Below are 19,659 nucleotides of genomic sequence, written 5' to 3'. Positions count from 1 at the left end.
CCGCCGTCAGGCGACGAGCGCGAGCCACAGCGGCATCGTGACCACCGCGAGCATCGTGCCGGTCGAGATGATGAGCGCGACCGGCGCGCCGCGGCCGTTCATCCGCGCGGCGAGGATGTAGGCCGAGGTCGCCGTCGGCACCGACGCGTGCACGATCGCAATCTGGGTTTCGAGCGCGGAGAGTCCGAGCGCACGCGCCGCCGTGAACGCGATCGCCGGCGCCGCGGCGAGCTTCACCGCGTGGAACCACATGAGTGCGGGCAGCGGCAGCGCGTCGCGCTCGAAGCGCAGCGCGGCGCCGACGGCGAGGAGCCCGAGCGGCAGCGCGCCGTCCGCGCCGAGCTTCAGCAGGCGGTCGGGCATTCCGGGCAGCGGCAGCGCGAGCGCGTTCCACGCGATGCCGGCGACGGTCGCGATCACGAGCGGGTTGCGCGCGACCTCCAGCGCGATGCGGCTCGCGCGGCCCTGCGCCAGCATCGCGACCGCGGCGAGATTCACGAACGGCACCATCAGCCCGACGACGAGGCTCGCGAGCGCGACGCCTTCCGGTCCGCCGAAGCGCGCCGCGATCGCGAGCGCGAGGTAGGTGTTGAAGCGGAAGCCGCACTGGAAGCACGCCGCGAAGGTCTCCCGCGGCAGACCGAAGAGCGGCTTCGCGACCGCGGCGAGCAGCATCGCTCCGCCGGTGTACGCGAACGCCACGAGCGCGAGCCCGCCCGCCTCGCCGATCGCGAGCGGCGCCGTCGCGAGCGAGCGGAACAGGAGCGCGGGGAACAGCACGAAGTAGACGAGGCGCTCGACCCCTTCCCAGAACGCAGGGCCGTAGGAGAACCGGCGCGCGAGCAGCGCGCCCAGCGCGATCAGCAGGAAGTCCGGTGCGACGAGCAGCGCGGCGTTCATCGGAGCGATGCGCGGCTTCGTCGCGGCCGGAGGTCGTCAGGCCGAGGCCAGGCCCGCGGGCGGACGATCGGCGCGGGGCGAGCCGGCATCGAAGGCGTTCGAGGTCACCGGCTCAGGACGATCCGGCGCCGCGGATCCGCGCGACGAGCGAGGTCGTCGAGCGGTCGTGCTCGAAGGGCACCGCGACGAATCGCCCGCCTGCGGCGATGACCTCGGCGGCTCCGGCCGTGGTCGCGGCGGTGTAGTCGCCGCCCTTGACCAGGATCTCGGGCATGCAGGCGACGATCAGCGCGCGCGGCGTGTCGTCGTCGAACGGGATCACGAGGTCCACGCAGGCGAGCGCCGCGAGGACGGCCATCCGGTCCTCGAGCGTGTTGAGCGGGCGCTCGTCGCCCTTGCCCATCCGGCGCACCGACGCGTCGCTGTTGACCGCGATCGTGAGCGAGCCGCCGAGCGCGCGCGCGCGTTCGAGGTAGGTCACGTGGCCGCGGTGCAGGAGGTCGAACACCCCGTTGGTGAACACCCGCGGGCGCGCGAGCGCCGCGAAGCGGGCCGGGCCCTCGCCGGGACGGGCGATCCGGGCGAGCGAGGCGGGCGGCGGCAGCGCGCGCGACTCGCTCATCGCCGCACCGGTCAGCCGGTGATCTCGAACAGCTTGACGACGCGAGCCACGCCAGTGGTCGTCGCCGCGATCTGCGCGGCCGCGTCGGCCTCGGTCCGCGAGACGATGCCCATCAGGTAGACGACGCTGCGCTCGGTGACGACCTTCACGTGCGTCGCGGAGAACTTGTTCGCCTCGACGAAGCGGGTCTTCACCTTGGAGGTGATGTAGGAGTCGTTGGTTCGCGCCGACAAGTCGGTGGTCGGGCCGACGACCATCTCGTCGTGCACCGCGCGCACGCGGTCCACGCCGCGCGCGTACGCCGCGATGGCGTCGCGGGTCGCCTGGTCGGGCGCCTCGCCGGTCAGGAGCACGACGCCGTTGTAGCTCGTGACGTTGAGGTGGATGCGGTCGCCGTAGCGGGTGCCCATCTCGGTCGTGATCTTGAGTTCGATCGACTGGTCGTCGAGTTGCGCGCCGGCCGAACGCCGGTCGGTGGCCACGAGCGCGCCGCCCGCCGCCGCGCCGACCACGACCGCGGGCACGCAGGCGTTCATCAGCGGAGCGCAGAGGACGACGAGCGCGAGGACGAGAGGCAGATGCGAAGGTCGGGTCATGCCTCGTCTCCGAGGAGGGCCTGGTCGATCGCGTCGCACAGGCAGTGGAGCGTGAGGAGGTGCACTTCCTGGATGCGCGCGGTCCGCGAATGCGGGACGCAGAGGTGGACATCGTCCGCGCCCAGGAGTTCGCCGATGCGGCCGCCGCCCTTGCCGGTGAGGGCCACCACGTGCATCTCGTGCTCGTGCGCGGCGGCGATCGCCTCGATCACGTTGGGCGAGTTGCCCGAGGTCGAGAACGCGAGCAGCACGTCGCCGCGCCGGCCGAGCGCCCGCACCTGCTTCGCGAACACCTGCTCGAACGCGTAGTCGTTCGCGACCGCGGTCAGGAGCGAGGTGTCGGTGGTGAGCGCGATCGCCGGCAGTCCGGGTCGTTCGCGTTCGAAGCGGCCGACGAGTTCGGCCGCGAAGTGCTGCGCGTCGGCCGCGGAGCCTCCGTTGCCGCAGGCGAGGATGCGTCCGTCGGCGAGGAGGGCGCCGGTCATCAGCTCCGCCGCACGCGCGATCAGCGGAGCCATCGGTTCGGCGGCGGCGAGCTTGAGCTCCGCGCTCGCGGTGAAATGCGCGCGGACGCGCTCGACGGGATCCATGGGTCGGATTCTAGCAAAGGGGGCGCCCGATCCCGCCGGGTCCCGCCGTGCAGGGCCGTCAGTCGTCCGCGTCGAACGCGTTCTGCAGCCACTCGATCCGGTCCGGGTCGAGACGGTCGAGGAGCACGACGTCGAAGCGGCAGTCGGGTGTGCGGGCGAGCCGTGCCAGGTATCCACGTGCGGCGGCGAGGAGGCGCGCGCGCTTGGCGGCGGTGATGCTGCCGGCCGCGCCGCCATGGCTCCCGGAGCGGCGCAGCCGCACCTCGACGAAGACGAGCGACGCGCCGTCGCGGGCGACGAGGTCGATCTCGCCGTGGCGCGAGCGCACGTTCCGCGCGAGGATCGCGAGTCCCTGCGCGCGGAGGTAGTCGGCGGCGAGGCTCTCCGCCGAGCGCCCGTCGTCGCCGCGGGCGGTGCCCATCGCCGTGCGATCAGCGCGTGGCGTCGAGCGGCACGATCTCGCCCGAGCGGAAGGTCGCGAGGCGCCCTTCGCGCGCGATCTGCCGCGCGTCGGAGAGCTCGACGTGGCCGGTGGCGCCGTCGAACGACAGCCGGTCGGGCGGCGCCGCGACGAACGCCTCGGCGACGCGGAACGCGTCGAGACCGAGCGCGTAGAGGCGGTCGAGCGCGGGGCTCGCGAACGAAGGACGCGGCAGCTTCGCGAACGCCGCGGCGTCCGGCGCCACGAGCCAGCTCACGTCGACGTAGCGCACGTCGTCCAGGTCGCGCATCGCGGAGGCGTCGGGGCGCTGATAGACCTGCGCGCTCGCCCAGGTCGGCACGCGCGGGGCATAGGTCTTGACCAGCGCGGCGTCGGGTCCGTCGACCGCCATCACGATCGCGTCGACCTGCATGCGTCCGAGGTCGCGGCGCATCGCGCGCAGGCCGTCCTGCGTCGCGACGAGCGGGTACGACTGCGGCGGATTGCCGCCCGCGAGGATCCACTCGGCGACGAACGCCTGCGCGAAGCGGCGCATCAGCGGCGTGTCGCCGACGATCACCACGATGTTCTCTGCCCGCTCGTCGCGCATCCGGCGCGCGATCGTGCGGGCGTCGGACTCGATGGCGAGCGCGAACGTGTAGACGCGCGGCGGCAGCGTCGCGGTGTCGTCGAGCTGGTTCAGCGCGATGGTCACCGGCAACGGGGGGTCGGCGGCCGCGATCGCGCGCAGGTCGTCGCGGACCAGCGGGCCGACCACCACGCGCGCGCCGTCCTGCCGCGCCTCGTCGAACGCCGCGAGCACCCCGTTGGCGCCGTGGGGAATCACGCGAACGCGGTCGGTCGCCCCCGCTGCGGCCGCCGCGGCGAGGAAACCATCACGCACCGCCTCGGCCGCGCGAGCGTAGTCCGGCGACTCGAGCGGCAGCACCAGGGCGATCGGCGGACCGGGCGGCTTCGGCGGCGGGGGCGGCGCCAGCGGAGGAGCGGTCGCCGGCTCCGGCGCCTGAGCGGCATCCGGGGGAGGGGCGGGGGCCCTGGCCGGATCCTCGACGCTTGCCGGAGGCGATTGCGCTCCGCAGAATGCGGCGATCAGCAGGCATGCGAGGCCGGCCGCCCACGCGGCGCGGGGCGATCGCCTGCGGCGTGGCATCGACAGCGGAGCGAAGGGCATCGTGGAGACGGCGGGCCGTCGCGGGAAGGGGGAGCGGAGCGAGTCCGGCGCGGTGGGGACGGCGCGGGCCGGCGCGCAGCGCGCCCGAGCCGGGACATTATATGTGGTCGCGACGCCGCTCGGTAACCTGCGCGACCTGACGCTGCGGGCGATCGACGTGCTCTCGAGCGTCGACCGGATCGCCGCCGAGGACACGCGCGTGACCGCCACGCTGCTCGCGCACCTCGGCATCGCGACGCGCGCGTTCGCGGTCCACGAGCACAACGAGCGCGCGCGTGCGAAGGAGATCGTCGCCGCGCTCGCGGGCGGCGCGAGCGTCGCGCTCGTCACCGACGCGGGGACGCCGGGCATCAGCGATCCGGGCGCGCGCGTCGTGCGCGCGGTGCACGATGCCGGACTGCCGGTCGTGCCGGTGCCCGGGCCCTCCGCGCTGGCGGCGGCGATGTCCGTGGCGGGACTCGACGCATCGCGCTTCGCCTTCCTCGGGTTCCTGCCGACGCAGGCGAAGGCGCGTCGTGCGCTGCTCGATGCGTTCGCGGTGCTTCCGCTGGCCCTCGTCGTCTACGAAGCGCCGCACCGCGTGCGGGCGACCGTCGCCGCGCTCGCGGATGCGCTCGGCGGCGCGCGCGAACTCGTCGTCGCGCGCGAGATCACCAAGACCTTCGAGACCATCGCGAGGACGACACTCGCACAGGCCGCGGCGTGGTTCGCCGCTGACGCGAATCGGGAGCGCGGCGAACTGGTGCTCGTCGTCGACGCGCCGGGCGAGGCGCCGAAGGATTCCGCGCTCTCCTCCGACGCGGCCGCGTGGCTCGATGCCCTCGTCCGCGAACTCCCGCCGTCGCGCGCCGCGCGCATCGTCGCGGAGCGGACCGGCGCGTCGCGCGACCTGCTCTACGCCCGGGCGCTCGACCGTGGGGGCGAACCTCCCGGTTGACCGCGGTCAAGGCGGCCGGAAGCGGGCGGGCGGACACTCCCGCCATGCTCCACGCCGTCCCCGCCGACACCCTGGACGGGCCGCGTCCCGCCTCCTCGCCGCTCGCCTTCGACGCCGACCTGATCCGGCGCTACGACGTCTCCGGGCCGCGCTACACGTCCTATCCGACCGCCGACCGCTTCCACGAGGGCTTCGGCCCCGCCGAGTACCGCCAGGTGCTCGAAGCGCGGCGCGCGACCCGGCCGCGCGACCCGCTCTCGCTCTACGTGCACCTGCCGTTCTGCGACACGCTGTGCTACTACTGCGCGTGCAACAAGGTCATCACGCGCGACCGCACGCGCAGCGCGAAGTACGTGCGCTACGTCGCGCGCGAGATCGACGAGATCGCGTCGGCGCTCGCCGCGCCGGGACCGCGCGCGCCGGTCGAGCAACTGCATTTCGGCGGGGGCACGCCGACCTACCTGTCGCGCGACGAGATGGAGACGATGTTCGCTGCGCTGCGCTCCGCGTTCGCGTTCGCGCCGGACATCGAGGCGTCGATCGAAGTCGACCCGCGCAAGGTGGACGCCGCGCAGATCGCGTTCCTGGGCTCATTGGGGTTCAACCGCATCTCGATCGGCGTGCAGGACTTCGATCCGGCGGTGCAGCGCGCGGTCAACCGCCTGCAGAGCGTCGAGGTGACGCGCACCGTCGTCGAGGCGGCGCGCGCGAACGGCTTCGCGTCGGTCAACCTCGACCTGATCTACGGGCTGCCGAAGCAGACGGTCGCCGGCTTCTCGGCGACGATCGACCGCGTGATCGACCTCTCGCCCGACCGCGTCGCGCTCTACGGCTACGCGCACGTGCCGCACCTGTTCAAGCCGCAGCGGCGCATCGCGCCGGAGCAACTTCCGCCGCCCGCCGACAAGCTCGCGATCCTCGCGCTCGCCGTCGAGCGCCTCGGCGCCGCGGGCTACGTCTACATCGGCATGGACCACTTCGCGAAGCCCGGCGACGACCTCGCGCGCGCGCAGCGCGAACGCCGGCTGCACCGCAACTTCCAGGGCTACTCGACCAGGCCCGACTGCGACCTCGTCGCCTTCGGGATCTCGGCGATCGGCAAGATCGGCAACGCCTACGTGCAGAACGTGCGCACGCTCGACGAGTACTACGACCGGCTCGACGGCGGGACGCTGCCCGCGTTCCGCGGCTACGCGCTGACCGGCGACGACGCCATCCGCCGCGACGCGATCGGGCGCCTGATGTGCGACTTCGACCTGCCGATCCCGGAGTTCGAGGCGCGCCACGGCGTGGCGTTCTCGCGCGCGTTCGCCGCCGAACTGGTGGCGCTCGCGCCGCTCGTCGACGACGGCCTGGTCGAGGTCTCGCCGCGCCGCATCCGCGTCACCGACCGCGGACGCATGGTCGTGCGCGCGGTCGCGATGGTGTTCGACCGGCACCTGCGCGAGGCGCGCGCGGCCGCGAAGTACTCGAAGGTGATCTGATTCAAAGGTCAAAGGGGTCAGACTCGATTGAATTCGAACTCTCCCGAGCCTCGCTCCATCGACCGAAGATCAAAGGGGTCAGACTCGATTGAATTCGAACTCTCCCGAGCCTCGCTCCATCGACCGGATCAATCGAGTCTGACCCCTTTGATCCTTTGATCAGTAGGTCTCGAGGTGGTAGCGCCCCTGCTGCCGCAGCGCGGGCAGGAGCGTCTCCCAGTCGTGACCGTGCGCGCGGCAGACGTCGGCGAACGCCTGCGCGACGCCGTCCTCCATGCCCTTGAGGCCGCAGATGTAGACGAAGGTGTCGGGATCGGCGATGAGGCGCGCGACGTCGGCGCCGCGCTCGCGGATGCGGTCCTGCACGTAGCGCTTCGGCTCGCCCGGCGAGCGCGAGAACGCGAAGTTGATGTCGATGAAGTCCTTTGGCAGCTTGAGGAGCGGCCCGAAGTAGGGGAGTTCCTCCTCGCGCCGCGCGCCGAAGAACAGCATCAGCGTACCGCCTTCGTTCAACGCGATGCGCCGGCGCCTCCGCTCGGTCATCGCGCGCATCGGCGCGGAGCCGGTGCCGGTGCACACCATCAGCAGGTTCGCGCCCGGGTGGTTCGGCATCAGGAAGCTCGTGCCGAACGGGCCGATCACCTTCACCGTGTCGCCCTTCGCGAGGTCGCACAGATGGTTCGACGCGACGCCGCGCATCGGCGTGCCGTCGTGGTCCTCGGTCACGCGCTTCACGGTGAGCGCGAGGTTGTTGTAGCGCGGGCGCTCGCCCTCGCGCGGGCTCGCGACCGAGTAGAGCCTCGGGTGGTGCGGACGGCCGTGCGCGTCGGTGCCCGGCGGCAGGACGCCGATCGTCTGGCCTTCGAGCACCGGGAACGCCACCGGCCCGAAGTCGAGCACGATGTGCCGCACGTCGGAGGACGCGTCTTCGCCGGTCAGACGGAAGTTGCCGCTGACGGTGGCGATCGCGGGCTTCGCGACGGAGTGGAGGTTGACGTACGGGTGCGCGGCCGACCACGGCGGCGGCGCCGCGCCGCCCTGTCCCTCGGTCGCGTCGGCGACGATGCGCGCGACCTCGGGCGGCATCTCCGACGACGCCGCGGCGGCGGGAAGCTCGCGCTGCGGCGGCAGGGTGTCCCAGCCCAACTGCTCGGCGAGCGAGTACGCGGACGCCCTCGGCACTTGGCGCCAGCTGTCGATCGCGCCGGTCGGACAGGGCGCGATGCAGGCGGTGCAGTTCTCGCACTTCGCCGGATCGACGACGTAGTTGCGCGCGTCGTGGCTGATCGCGCCGATCGGACAGGTCTCCTCGCAGGTGTTGCAGCGGATGCAGATCTCCGGGTCGATCAGGTGCTGGCGGAAGACCTCGGTGACGGGGGCGTCCATGGCGGGCGGTCCGGAAGGCGACGGTCGTGGATCCGCGGGGCGCGGGCTCAGCCGAAACGCACGTACGCGAAATCGACCGGCTGGTTGTTGATGCCGCGCGCGGGCGGCGCGATCCAGTTCGCGAACCGGCCGGGCTCGGCGACGCGCCCCATCAGCGAGGCGACGAACGCGCGGTCCTCCGCGGAAGGAAGCCACTCGCGCTCGTGCTTCGCCCAGGTGGCGGCGTCGACGACGTGGCCGTCGGGGTCGACGTGCACCGCGGCGAGCGGGCCGATCTTGCGGTGGAACGCCTTGTGCGGCACGCGCAGCCGGAACGGGATCCCGGCCTTCTCGGGGATGCGGTTCCAGCGTTCGACGCCGGCCGCCGCGTCGCGGATGTAGTCGTCGCGCAGCTTCTCGTTCAGCGCGTTGAGCGCGGGCACCTCGACGGCCTGGAGCGCGCCGCCCCGCACCTCGAGCACCGGATACGACGCGCCGGCGAGCAGGTGGTCGTCGCCGATCTTCGTCTCGTCGAAGCGGCCCTTGAGCCCGGTCGAGTAGAACGTCGCGGCGTTCGACGACACGTCGGCGCCGAAGAGGTCCATCGTCACCGAGAAATGGAAGTTGAGGTAGCGCTGGATCGTCGGGAGGTCGATCACGCCGGCGGCGCGGAGCTTCGCCGGGTCGTCGGTCCTGAGCTCGTTCATCGCGTCGCAGGTACGCTGGATCACGCGGCCGACGCCCGACTCGCCGACGAACATGTGGTGCGCCTCTTCGGTCAGCATGAACCGGCAGGTGCGCGCGAGCGGATCGAAGCCCGACTCGGCGAGCGAGGCGAGCTGGTACTTGCCGTCGCGGTCGGTGAAGTAGGTGAACATGAAGAACGACAGCCAGTCGGGCGTCTTCTCGTTGAACGCGCCCAGGATGCGCGGATTGTCCGCGTCGCCCGACCGCCGCTCCAGCAGCGCCTCGGCCTCCTCGCGACCGTCGCGCCCGAAGTAGGCGTGCAGCAGGTAGACCATCGCCCACAGGTGGCGGCCTTCCTCGACGTTCACCTGGAACAGGTTGCGAAGATCGTAGAGCGAGGGCGCGGTGAGCCCGAGATGGCGCTGCTGCTCGACCGACGCGGGCTCGGTGTCGCCCTGCGTGACGATCAGCCGGCGCAAGTTCGGCCGGTACTCGCCCGGGACGTCCTGCCACGCGGCCTCGCCCTTGTGGGCGCCGAAGTTCACCTTGCGGCCGGCCTCGGCCGGGGCGAGGAAGATGCCCCAGCGGTAGTCGGGCATCTTCACGTAGTCGAAGTGCGCCCAGCCCTTCGGGTCCACGCTGATCGCGGTGCGCAGGTAGACGTCGTGGTTCGTCGTGCCCTCCGGCCCCATGTCGGCCCACCACGACTGGAACTCCGGCTGCCAGTGTTCGAGCGCGCGTTGCAGCGTCCGGTTGTCGGCGAGGCCGACGTTGTTGGGAATCTTTTCGTCGTAGTTGATCATGGCAGGGGCGAAGGGAGGTTGGAGGTCGGACGTTCGACGTTCAACGTTCAACGTCGAACCATGTTCACTACACGCGGTCGCGGTTGAACCGCGCCTTGTTGCCGGTCCCGAACACCTTGAGCGCACCGGTCTCGCCGGTCGCGTTCGGACGGATGAAGATCCAGTTCTGCCAGGCGGACAGGCGCCCGAACACGCGCGAGGCCATCGTCTCGCCCGGACCGAAGCGGAGGTTCGCCTCCATGCCGGTGAGCGCGTCGGGCGAGAGGCTCGCGCGCTCCTCGAGCGCGAGGCGCACCTCGTCGTCCCAGTCGAGGTCGTCGGGCGCGGCGGTGACGAGGCCGAGCGCGAGCGCCTCGTCCGCGTCGAGTTCCCGGCCGACGCTCGCCTCGGCCGCGCGCAGCGGTTCCTCCTCGTCGTAGAAGCGTGCGGCGAGACGCGCGCGCCCCGTCACCATCGGGTAGCGGCCGAAGTTCGCCCGCGACAGCGCGATGCGCGGCGCGCGCGCGGGCTCGTCGGGCAGCGCGAGCATGTAGGCGCGGTCGGCCGCGAACGCGAGTTCGGCCAGCGTGCCCGCGAAGCAGGAACCCGGCTCGACCAGCGCATAGAGCGAGCGCGAGGTGACGTCGAGGCGCGCGAGCGTGCGGCGGAGCATGCCGATCGTTTCGCGGACGAACCAGTGCGCGGCGTGACGTTCGAGCGCGTCGTCGCAGGCCAGCACCCGCGCGGCGTCGCCCTCGGTCTTCAGGATCCAGATGCCGACGTCGAGGTCGTGGGTGCGCAGCATCAGGATCGCGTCGTCCAGCTCGCGCGCCATCGCGAGCGGCCACCACGCCGCGCCCTTCGCGACGATCGCCTCGATCGTGCCGGGCTCGTCCGCGGCCGGCGCCTTGACGGTGATCGTCGCCTGCCTCGCGGCGCGGTCGATCCTCACGTCGACGTTCGAATAGCGGTAGCCGGCGTCGTCGATCGTGCGCGCGAGCGGCGTCAACGCCACGCCTTTCGCATCGGCCGGGCGATCGCTCGTCGCGGCGAGCGCGGCGACGCGGCGCTCGAGCAACGCCGCGAACTGCTGCGGCTTCGCGTGGTCGTCGACGAGCCGCCACTCCTTCGCGCGCGGCGCGCGCACGCCCTCGACCAGCGTGCAGAACAGGTCGGCGTGGTCGCGACGCACGCGGCGCTTGTCGGTCAGCCGCGTGAGCCCGCCGGTGCCGGGCAGCACGCCGAGCAGCGGCACCTCGGGGAGGCTCACCGCCGAGCTGCGGTCGTCGACCAGCAGGATCTCGTCGCAGGCGAGCGCGAGCTCGTAGCCGCCGCCGGCGGTCGTGCCGTTGCAGGCGGCGATGAACTTGAGTCCCGAGTGGCGGCTCGAGTCCTCGATCCCGTTGCGCGTCTCGTTGGTGAACTTGCAGAAGTTCACCTTCCAGGCGTGCGACGACTGGCCCAGCATGAAGATGTTCGCGCCGGAGCAGAACACGCGCTCCTTCGCGCTGGTGATCACGACGACGCGCACCGAAGGATGTTCGAAGCGGATGCGCTGCAGCGCGTCGTGGAGCTCGATGTCGACGCCGAGGTCGTAGCTGTTGAGCTTGAGCTTGTACCCGGGGACGAGACCGCGGTCCTCGTCGACGTCCATCGAGAGCGTCGCCGTGGTCCCGTCGATCGCGAGTCTCCAGTGCCGGTAGCTGTCCGGCTGCCGGTCGTAGGTGACGGGCGGCGTCGCGGCGGGGGCGCTCTTGAGTGCGGGTTCGGCCATCGGGGGCTCCGTGGGCGCGCGCGGGTCTAAGCGCGCGTGAGTTCCTTGAGGGCGGCGATCGAGCGCGCCGGGTCCGTGCCGGTCGTGTCGACGATCGCGTCGGCCTTGCGGTAGAGGGGCTCGCGCGCGGCGAGGATGCGTTTCAGGTCCTCCATCGCCTCGGCGCTGCCCTCCATCGGGCGCAAGTCGCCCTGCGCCACGACGCGGCCCATGTGCTCCTCGGGTGCGGCCTTCACCCACACGGTGTAGCAGCGGTCGAGAAGCAACTGGTAGGTGTCCGGTTCCGAGACGATGCCGCCGCCGACCGCGAGCACGAAGCGCTCGTTCGCGTCGAGCGCGCGTTCGAGGCAGCGCCGCTCGATCCGGCGGTAGCCCGCCTGCCCGTAGAGCATGAAGAGTTCGGCGAGGCTCATGCCGGCGTCGCGCTCGATCTCGCGGTCGAGTTCGACGAACGGCCAGCCGCGCTCGCGCGCGAGCGCGACGCCGAGGGTCGTCTTGCCCGCGCCGCGCAGGCCCACGAGTGCGATGCGCGTGCGCCGCGTCGCGTTGCCGCGGCCGAAGTCGCGCACCAGCCGGAACAGCGCTTCCTCGAGGCGGTGCGGCGGGATTTCCTCGAGCACGCGCAGCATCAGCCGGCGCTCCGGCGCGCTGTCGCCGAGGATTTCGGGTAGCGTCGTGCCGAGCGCGTGGGCGACGCGCCGGAGCAGCACGACCGACACGTTGCCGTCGCCGGCCTCGAGCTGGGCGAGGTAGCGCTCGGACACCTGCGCCCCGTTCGACAGCGATCGGCGCGACAGGCCGGCACGGTCACGGGCTTCGCGCACCCGTCGACCGAGCGCCACGAGGAACGACGCGCTGTCGTCGGTCGAAGCCTGCCGAGTCAGGTCGAGAGCGGGAACGTTCAAGGGGACGGTGCGGGAGGCGCGGGAGAGGAGCCACCGAGAGGCACTATAGCGCATCATCGAACGATTGCAAGCACTCCAATGCATGCGCGTAACCTGCCCACGCCCAACCCGGTCCGCCATAGCCGGAATGGCGCTCATGGAACACGCGTCAATTCAAATGGTTGAGTAAATTGCTCCACCATGCGACATAGTGCTTGACAGCGCCGATCGTCGTACCTAGAGTGCATCCGGTTGTTTGCACGCCGGGCAGAGCCTGCCCGACCGGAGCACGCTGCCAAGCGCAGGTTCCGCATCATTCCGGTCCAGGAGAGGTGAGCGATGGTCGAAGGACAGTCGAACGCAGAGCGGAGCGCCGCCGCAACGGCAGGCGTCGAGGCGTTCACCACGCTCGTCGCCGGAGTGACCTCGCGCATCGTGAACCGCGCGCTCGACGCCGACCTCGCCCGCGACCTCAACGCCACGTTGCCGGCCTCGGGGCCGGAAGTCACCGTGATCGCGCAGATGTGTCGTGACGCCATCCGCGACGGCTGGATGTGCTCCCGCGAGGCGGACGGGATCCGCTACGGGCGCGTCGTCAAGGCCGGAGCAGCGACGCACGGCTTCTCGGTCGACGTGGTCGACATGCCCACGATCGCGGGACCGCACCATCGCCACCCGAACGGCGAGATCGACCTGGTGATGCCGCAGGACGCCGGCGCGCGGTTCGACGGCCACGGTGCGGGCTGGGTCGTGTACGGTCCCGGATCCGCGCATCGTCCGACGGTCACCGGCGGCCGCGCGCTCGTCCTCTATCTCCTGCCCGGCGGCGCGATCGAGTTCACGCCGCGGGCGTGACGCCTTCGCCACCGCGCGAAACGACGATGACCGAACGACCCGGACTGTCGCGCGTCGAGACCGGCGGCGAGGCGCCGCGGATCGAGATTCCGCGCATCTACAACGCGGCGCACGACCTCATCGAGCGCAACCTGAAGGCGGGTCGCGCCGCGAAGGTGGCGTACATCGACGATCGCGGGCCGACGACCTACGGCGAACTCGCGGTCCGCGTCGACCGGTTCGCGAGCGCGCTCGGTGCGCTGGGCGTGCGGCCGGAGGAGCGCGTGCTCGTGTGTCTCCTCGACACGATCGACTTCCCGACCGCGTTCCTCGGCAGCATCAAGGCCGGCGTGGTCCCGATCGCCGCCAACACGCTCCTCACGACGCACGACTACGAGTTCATGCTGCGCGACAGCCGCGCGGGCACGCTCGTGGTGTCGGCGGCGCTCGTCCCGGCGTTCCGCCCGCTGCTCGGGGCGATTCCCACGCTGCGCCAGGTCATCGTGTCGGGCGCCGCGGCGGCCGATCTCCCGCCGGGCGCGATCGACTTCGCGGCGTTTCTCGCCGGCGGGCGGGACGCGTTCGACCCGGTCGCCACGACGCGCGACGACGTGTGCTTCTGGCTCTACTCGTCGGGCTCGACCGGCGCGCCGAAGGGCACGATGCACGTGCAGTCGAGCATGATCACCACGGCGTACCTGCACGGCGGTCCGGTCGTCGGGGTCCGCGAGGACGACGTGCTGTTCTCGGCGGCGAAACTCTTCTTCGCCTACGGGCTGGGCAACGCGCTCACCTACACGCTCGCCTTCGGCACGACCACGATCCTGATGGCGGAGCGCCCGACGCCCGACGCGGTGTTCAAGCGGCTCGTCGAGCGACGCCCGACCGTGTTCTACGGCGTGCCGACGCTGTTCGCGGCGATGCTCGCGAGCCCCAACCTGCCGCCCCGGGACGCCGTGGCCATGCGCATCGCGACCTCGGCGGGCGAGGCGCTGCCCGAGCACATCGGGCGGCGCTTCCGCGACCACTTCGGCGTCGACGTGCTCGACGGCATCGGCTCGACCGAGATGCTGCACGTCTTCCTGTCGAACCGGCCCGGTGACGTGCGCTACGGCACGAGCGGGCGCCCGGTTCCCGGCTACGGACTGCGCATCGTCGACGACCAGGGGGCTCCGGTACCGGCGGGCGAGGTCGGGGAGCTGCAGGTCGCGGGGCCCACCTCGGCGATGGCGTACTGGAACAACCGCGACAAGTCGCGAGCGACCTTCCAGGGCGAGTGGACGCGCAGCGGCGACAAGTACCGGATCGACCCGGAGGACGGACGCTACGTCTATGCGGGGCGGACCGACGACATGCTGAAGGTCGGCGGCATCTACGTGTCGCCGGTCGAGGTCGAGTCCGCGCTGGTCACGCACGAGGCGGTTCTGGAGGCCGCCGTGGTCGGGCGCGAGGACGAGGACCGCCTGGTGAAACCGATGGCCTACGTGGTGCTGAAGCCGGGCGCGACCCGGGGCGATGCGCTGGCCGACGAACTGCGGCAGCATGTTAAATTGCAACTGGCTCCGTACAAGTACCCGCGCTGGATCGAGTTCCTGGACGAACTGCCGAAGACGGCGACCGGGAAGATCCAGCGCTTCAAGCTGCGGGCGAGACTCGGCTGACCGGCGTCCCGGCCCGGGCGGCGATCCACGACGACAGGAGGAGGAGACGATGACCTACCGGATGCAGTTGACGCGCGTCGCGTGCGCGCTCGCGGGCGCGCTCGCGCTCGCCGCGGGCCCCGCGTTCGCGCAGGCCAAGGTGAAGGTCGGCTTCATGCTGCCCTACACCGGCACCTACGCGGCGCTCGGCAACGCGATCACCAACGGCTTCAAGCTCGCGATCGCGGAGAACGGCGGCAAGCTCGGCGGCCGCGACATCGAGTACTTCACCGTCGACGACGAGTCGGATCCGGCGAAGGCCCCCGAGAACGTCAACAAGCTCATCAAGCGCGACCAGGTCGACGTCGTCGTCGGCACCGTGCACTCGGGTGTCGCGATGGCGATGGCGAAGGCGGCGCGGGACAACAACACGCTCCTCATCATCCCGAACGCGGGCGAGGACTCGATCACCGGGGCGATGTGCGCGCCCAACATCTTCCGCACGTCGTTCACCAACTCGGCGCCCGGATACGCGATGGGCAAGGTCGCGGCCGACAAGGGCTACAAGCGGGTCGTGACGCTCACCTGGAAGTACGCGGCCGGCGAACAGTCGGTCGGCGGCTTCAAGGAAGCGTTCGAGAAGGGCGGCGGCAAGGTCATCAAGGAAATGACGCTGCCGTTCCCCAACGTCGAGTTCCAGCCGTTCCTGACCGAGATCGCGGCGTTGAAGCCGGACGCGGTGTACGTGTTCTTCGCCGGCGGTGGCGCGGTCAAGCTGGTCAAGGACTACGACGCGGCCGGCCTGCGCAAGACGATCCCGCTGCTCGGGCCGGGCTTCCTCACCGACGGCACGCTGGAAGCGCAGGGCGCGGCGGCGGACGGACTCCTGACCACGCTGCACTACGCCGACCAGCTCGACAATCCGAAGAACAACGCGTTCCGGGCCGCCTACAGGAAGGCGTACAACGTCGAGCCCGATGTCTACGCGATGCAGGGCTACGATGCCGGCCAGCTCCTCGCGGCCGGCACCAAGGCGGTCGGCGGCGACATGAGCAAGCGCGACGCGCTCGTCAAGGCGATGCACGGGGCGAAGCTCGACAGCCCGCGCGGCCCGTTCTCGCTCTCGCGCGCGAACAACCCGATCCAGGACTACTACCTGCGCCAGGTGGTCGGCAAGCAGAACAAGGCGATCGGCGTCGCGATCAAGGGCTACGAGGATCCGGCGCGCGGATGCAAGATGTGATTCAGTTGACAGTTGTCAGTTGACAGTTGTCAGTTGGTAGCCGGCGGCAGTCGGAAGCCGGCGGCTGGCGGCAAGCAAGCGGGGCGCGGGGCGGAAACGCTGCCGCGCCCCGTTGTTTTTCGGGCGGCGGGCAGGAACAATACCGGCCGGGCAGGGGCGCCAGGTGCGGCCGTCGGACGTTGGGGATCCGCGGCGGCTTGTTCCTGGGTCTGACCCGCAGGAACCCCACAACGGCGCTCGATGCGCCGCCACCGTAAACACCGCCGCCACTGCCAACTGTCAACTGTCAACTGACCCCGGCGCTCAATGCGCCGCCACCGGAAACACCGTCGCTACTGTCAACTGACAACTGTCAACCGACAACTGAAACCGTGTCGATCTTCGCGATCCAGCTGCTGAACGCCCTGCAATACGGGCTGCTGCTGTTCCTCGTCGCGAGCGGACTGACGCTGATCTTCGGGATCATGGGGATCATCAACCTCGCGCACGGCAGCTTCTACATGATCGGCGCGTACATGGCGTTCACGCTGTCCTCGCTCACCGGCAGCCTCGCGGTCGCGATGGTCCTCGGCATCGTGCTCTCGGTGATCCTCGGGCTCGTCCTCGAATGGGCCCTGTTCTCGCACCTGTACCGACGCGACCACCTCGAGCAGGTGCTGCTGACCTACGGCCTCATCCTGATCTTCGAGGAGCTGCGCAGCATCGTCGTCGGCAACGACGTGCACGGCGTGCCGGTGCCCGCGGTCTTCGGCGGCTCGATCGCGCTCGGCGATACGATGACCTACCCGGTCTACCGGCTGGTGATGTCGGCGGTGTGCCTCGCGATCGCCGGCGCCATGTACCTGCTGATCCAGCGCACGCGGCTCGGCATGATGATCCGGGCCGGCGCCTCGAACCGCGAGATGGTCGGCGTGCTGGGCGTCAACGTGAACCTCGTGTTCCGGCTCGTGTTCGCGCTCGGCGTCGCGCTCGCGGCGTTCGCCGGGATGCTCGCGGCGCCGGTGTCGTCGGTGTACCCGGGCATGGGCCAGCAGGTGCTGATCATCTGCTTCGTCGTCGTCGTGATCGGCGGGATCGGGTCGGTGTGGGGCGCACTCGCCGCGGCGCTCCTGATCGGGTTCGCGGACACTTTCGGCAAGGTGTTCTTTCCCGACTACGCGGGCATCGCCGTCTACCTGCTGATGGCCGCGATCCTGCTGTGGCGGCCCGAGGGGCTGTTCCGCCGCGCCTGACCCGATGCCGCGCCGCCACCTCGCTCCGCTCGCCGCGCTGCTGCTGGTCGCGCTCTTCCCGCTTTCCGGGGCGGGGTTCTACGTCGAACTGACGACGAAGATCATGATCATGGCGATCTTCGCGCTGTCGCTCGACCTGCTCGTCGGCTGGACCGGGCTCGTGAGCTTCGGCCATGCCGCGTACTTCGGCGTCGGCGCGTACGCGCTCGCGATCCTGTCGCCGAAGGCCGAGGCGGCGGGCATGTGGAGTTCGCTGGGCATCGCGGTCCTGGCGGCCGCGGCCTGCGCGTTCGTCGTCGGCATCTTCGTGCTCCGCACGCGCGGCATCTACTTCATCATGGTGACGCTCGCGTTCGCGCAGATGTTCTACTTCGTCTTCCACGATACGGACTTCGGCGGCGGCTCGGACGGCCGCTACGTGAACGTCAAGCCCGACGCGTCGATCGCCGGCTACGCGCCGTTCGACCTCGATCGGCCGCTGCACGTCTACTACGTCGTCCTCGCCGTGCTGGTCGCGGTGTTCCTGTTCCTGCAGCTCCTGCTGCGCTCGCCGTTCGGGCGCGCGCTGCAGGGCATCCGCGCGAACGAGCAGCGGATGCGCGCGCTCGGGTTCCCGGTGACCGCGTACAAACTCGCGGCGTTCACGCTCGCCGGCGCGCTCGCGGGCCTCGCCGGCTGGCTGCTCGCGGCCCAGAGCGGATTCGTCAACCCCGAGATCCTGTCGTGGCACCAGTCCGGCAACGTGCTGCTGATGGTGATCCTCGGCGGCGCCGGCACGCCCTACGGGCCGATCGTCGGCGCGTTCGCGCTGACCCTCCTGCACGAGCTGTTCAGCACGCTCACGCGCCACTGGCAACTCTGGCTCGGCATCTCGATCGTGCTGATCGTGCTGTTCATGCCCGGAGGACTCGGCCACCTCACCCGTCGCGTGCGGCGCAGCCTGTTCGGCGGAGTGCGCGATGTCTGACCCGTCCGCCGCGAACGCCGGGCCGGGGCGCGCAGAGCGCGCGGCGAGGGGTGCCGTGCTGCTCGAAGCGAGGGGCCTCACGCGCCGCTTCGGCGGACTCGCGGCCTGCGACGGCGTGGCGATCGCGCTCGAGCACGGCCAGCTGCACGCGCTGCTGGGTCCGAACGGAGCCGGGAAGTCGACGCTCATCAACCTGCTGTCGGGCGACCTCAGGCCGACCGCCGGCAGCATCCGGCTGAAGGGCGAGGAGATCGCGCACCTCTCGCCGGAGCGGCGCTCGCGCCGGGGCATCGGCCGAAGCTACCAGAAGACCAACATCTTCCCCGGATTCACCGTGTTCGAGAACGCGCGGCTCGCCGCGCAGTCGCGCGACCCGCGGCCCTGGGCGGTCGCGAGCGATGCCGAGCGCGACGCGGGTTCGTGCGAGCGGGCGCGGCACGGTCTCGCGCTCGCGGGTCTCGAGGAGGGGACGGAGCGACAGGCCGGCGCGCTGTCGCACGGCGAGCAGCGCCAGCTCGAGATCGCGATGGTGCTCGCGACCCGGCCGGAGGTGCTGCTCCTCGACGAGCCGCTCGCCGGCATGGGCGCCGAGGAGTCCGCCCGCATGGTCGCGCTGCTGAAGCGCCTCGCGGCGACGCACGCGATCCTGCTGGTCGAGCACGACATGGACGCGGTGTTCGCGCTCGCCGACGTGATCACCGTGATGCTGAACGGACAGGTGCTGCAGTCGGGCACCCCGGGCGAGATCCGCGCGAGCGCGGAGGTGCGGCGAGCCTACCTCGGGCACGGCGACCATGGCTGACGTGCTGCTGCGCGCGAACGAGCTGCACGCCTACTACGGCGCGAGCCACGTGCTGCACGGCGTCGACTTCGCGGTGCACGAGGGCGAATCGGTCGGACTCATGGGCCGCAACGGCATGGGGAAGACCACGCTCATCCGCAGCATGCTGGGCCTCGTGCCCCCGCGCAGCGGCACGGTGCGCGTGCGCGGGTTCGACGTGCGCGGCTGGCCGACGTACCGCATCACGCGCCAGGGCATCGCCTACGTCCCGGAAGGGCGCGGCATCTTCCCGAACCTCACGGTGCTCGAGAACCTGCAGATGGCCGCGCGCCCGGCGCCCGACGGCCGCTGCGACTGGACGGTCGAGCGCGTGCTCTCGACCTTTCCGCGGCTCGCCGAGCGGATCGGCCACGGCGGCGCGCAGCTCTCCGGCGGCGAGCAGCAGATGCTCACCATCGGACGCGCGCTCGCGACCAACCCGTCGCTCCTCATCCTCGACGAGGCGACCGAGGGCCTCGCGCCGCTGATCGCGAAGGAGATCTGGCGCATCGTCGGCGAGATCCGCGCCTCGGGCATCGCGACGGTGATCGTCGACAAGAACTACGCGCAGGTCACCGCGATCACCGACCGGAACGTCGTGCTGGTCAAGGGACAGGTCGCCTACGAGTGCGACGGCGCGACGGCGCGCGCCGCGCCGCAGGCGCTCTCCGCGCTCCTCGGCGTGTAGT

Annotated in this window: 19 protein-coding genes; 9 read left to right on the top strand and 10 right to left on the bottom strand. The window is 71.1% G+C overall.

Going from position 1 to position 19,659, the window contains the following annotated elements; translation table 11 throughout:
• Nucleotides 1-6 precede the first annotated feature (6 nt).
• The 6 genes from HS109_02725 to HS109_02700 form a co-directional block, all read right to left on the bottom strand.
• Complete coding sequence (locus HS109_02725) at nucleotides 7-900, bottom strand: AEC family transporter (protein ID MBE7521280.1); 894 nt, start codon at nucleotides 898-900, stop codon at nucleotides 7-9.
• 112 nt (nucleotides 901-1,012) lie between these two features.
• On the bottom strand, nucleotides 1,013-1,522 hold the full coding sequence (locus HS109_02720) for an adenylyltransferase/cytidyltransferase family protein (GenBank protein ID MBE7521279.1): 510 nt from the start codon (nucleotides 1,520-1,522) through the stop codon (nucleotides 1,013-1,015).
• A gap of 11 nt (nucleotides 1,523-1,533) precedes the next feature.
• Nucleotides 1,534-2,118, bottom strand: a complete 585-nt coding sequence (locus HS109_02715; GenBank protein ID MBE7521278.1) for a BON domain-containing protein — start codon at nucleotides 2,116-2,118, stop codon at nucleotides 1,534-1,536.
• A complete protein-coding gene (locus tag HS109_02710; GenBank protein MBE7521277.1) occupies nucleotides 2,115-2,708 on the bottom strand; it encodes a phosphoheptose isomerase in 594 nt (197 codons plus the stop codon). Before HS109_02710 ends, HS109_02715 begins: the two co-directional genes overlap by 4 nt.
• A 58-nt stretch (nucleotides 2,709-2,766) precedes the next feature.
• Entirely contained in the window at nucleotides 2,767-3,129 is a 363-nt protein-coding gene (locus tag HS109_02705) for a YraN family protein (protein ID MBE7521276.1), read from the bottom strand.
• A gap of 10 nt (nucleotides 3,130-3,139) precedes the next feature.
• The gene (locus HS109_02700) at nucleotides 3,140-4,078 is read right to left on the bottom strand and encodes a penicillin-binding protein activator (GenBank protein MBE7521275.1); all 939 of its coding nucleotides are present in this window, start codon (nucleotides 4,076-4,078) and stop codon (nucleotides 3,140-3,142) included.
• A 295-nt stretch (nucleotides 4,079-4,373) separates the two neighbouring features.
• On the opposite strand from HS109_02700, the gene rsmI reads away from it, so the two are divergent.
• Nucleotides 4,374-5,258, top strand: a complete 885-nt coding sequence (gene rsmI, locus HS109_02695; protein MBE7521274.1) for a 16S rRNA (cytidine(1402)-2'-O)-methyltransferase — start codon at nucleotides 4,374-4,376, stop codon at nucleotides 5,256-5,258.
• Between the two features lie 44 nt (nucleotides 5,259-5,302).
• A complete protein-coding gene (hemN, locus tag HS109_02690) occupies nucleotides 5,303-6,742 on the top strand; it encodes an oxygen-independent coproporphyrinogen III oxidase (GenBank protein ID MBE7521273.1) in 1,440 nt (479 codons plus the stop codon).
• A 159-nt stretch (nucleotides 6,743-6,901) separates the two neighbouring features.
• Here hemN and boxA read toward each other — a convergent pair whose 3' ends face one another.
• The 4 genes from boxA to HS109_02670 all read right to left on the bottom strand — a co-directional run bounded on the left by boxA (nucleotide 6,902) and on the right by HS109_02670 (nucleotide 12,309).
• A complete protein-coding gene (gene boxA / locus HS109_02685) occupies nucleotides 6,902-8,128 on the bottom strand; it encodes a benzoyl-CoA 2,3-epoxidase subunit BoxA (GenBank protein MBE7521272.1) in 1,227 nt (408 codons plus the stop codon).
• A 47-nt stretch (nucleotides 8,129-8,175) separates the two neighbouring features.
• Nucleotides 8,176-9,597 (bottom strand): benzoyl-CoA 2,3-epoxidase subunit BoxB, encoded by a 1,422-nt coding sequence (boxB, locus tag HS109_02680; protein MBE7521271.1) that lies wholly within the window; start codon nucleotides 9,595-9,597, stop codon nucleotides 8,176-8,178.
• A 67-nt stretch (nucleotides 9,598-9,664) separates the two neighbouring features.
• Complete coding sequence (locus HS109_02675) at nucleotides 9,665-11,350, bottom strand: benzoyl-CoA-dihydrodiol lyase (GenBank protein MBE7521270.1); 1,686 nt, start codon at nucleotides 11,348-11,350, stop codon at nucleotides 9,665-9,667.
• Nucleotides 11,351-11,376: 26 nt separating this feature from the next.
• Nucleotides 11,377-12,309, bottom strand: coding sequence for a helix-turn-helix transcriptional regulator (locus HS109_02670; protein ID MBE7521269.1), 933 nt, complete (start codon nucleotides 12,307-12,309; stop codon nucleotides 11,377-11,379).
• A 264-nt stretch (nucleotides 12,310-12,573) separates the two neighbouring features.
• Between HS109_02670 and HS109_02665 the strand changes: the two genes are divergently transcribed.
• The 7 genes from HS109_02665 (at nucleotide 12,574) to HS109_02635 (ending at nucleotide 19,658) form a co-directional block, all read left to right on the top strand.
• Nucleotides 12,574-13,089 carry a DUF4863 family protein gene (locus HS109_02665; protein ID MBE7521268.1) on the top strand — a complete coding sequence of 172 codons (516 nt, stop codon included), beginning with the start codon at nucleotides 12,574-12,576 and terminating at the stop codon, nucleotides 13,087-13,089.
• Nucleotides 13,090-13,115: 26 nt separating this feature from the next.
• Nucleotides 13,116-14,729 (top strand): benzoate-CoA ligase family protein, encoded by a 1,614-nt coding sequence (locus tag HS109_02660; GenBank protein MBE7521267.1) that lies wholly within the window; start codon nucleotides 13,116-13,118, stop codon nucleotides 14,727-14,729.
• Between the two features lie 49 nt (nucleotides 14,730-14,778).
• Nucleotides 14,779-15,951 (top strand): ABC transporter substrate-binding protein, encoded by a 1,173-nt coding sequence (locus tag HS109_02655; protein MBE7521266.1) that lies wholly within the window; start codon nucleotides 14,779-14,781, stop codon nucleotides 15,949-15,951.
• Nucleotides 15,952-16,322: 371 nt separating this feature from the next.
• Nucleotides 16,323-17,183 carry a branched-chain amino acid ABC transporter permease gene (locus HS109_02650; GenBank protein MBE7521265.1) on the top strand — a complete coding sequence of 287 codons (861 nt, stop codon included), beginning with the start codon at nucleotides 16,323-16,325 and terminating at the stop codon, nucleotides 17,181-17,183.
• Nucleotides 17,184-17,187: 4 nt separating this feature from the next.
• A complete protein-coding gene (locus tag HS109_02645; GenBank protein ID MBE7521264.1) occupies nucleotides 17,188-18,150 on the top strand; it encodes a branched-chain amino acid ABC transporter permease in 963 nt (320 codons plus the stop codon).
• Complete coding sequence (locus tag HS109_02640; protein ID MBE7521263.1) at nucleotides 18,143-18,952, top strand: ABC transporter ATP-binding protein; 810 nt, start codon at nucleotides 18,143-18,145, stop codon at nucleotides 18,950-18,952. Before HS109_02645 ends, HS109_02640 begins: the two co-directional genes overlap by 8 nt.
• A complete protein-coding gene (locus tag HS109_02635; GenBank protein ID MBE7521262.1) occupies nucleotides 18,945-19,658 on the top strand; it encodes an ABC transporter ATP-binding protein in 714 nt (237 codons plus the stop codon). Before HS109_02640 ends, HS109_02635 begins: the two co-directional genes overlap by 8 nt.
• Nucleotide 19,659 lies beyond the last annotated feature (1 nt).

This window comes from Burkholderiales bacterium, from assembly GCA_015075645.1.
Taxonomy (GTDB): domain Bacteria; phylum Pseudomonadota; class Gammaproteobacteria; order Burkholderiales; family Casimicrobiaceae; genus VBCG01.
The sequence above is the reverse complement of the archived record's forward strand: the minus strand, read 5'-3'. Positions and strand labels throughout refer to the sequence as shown.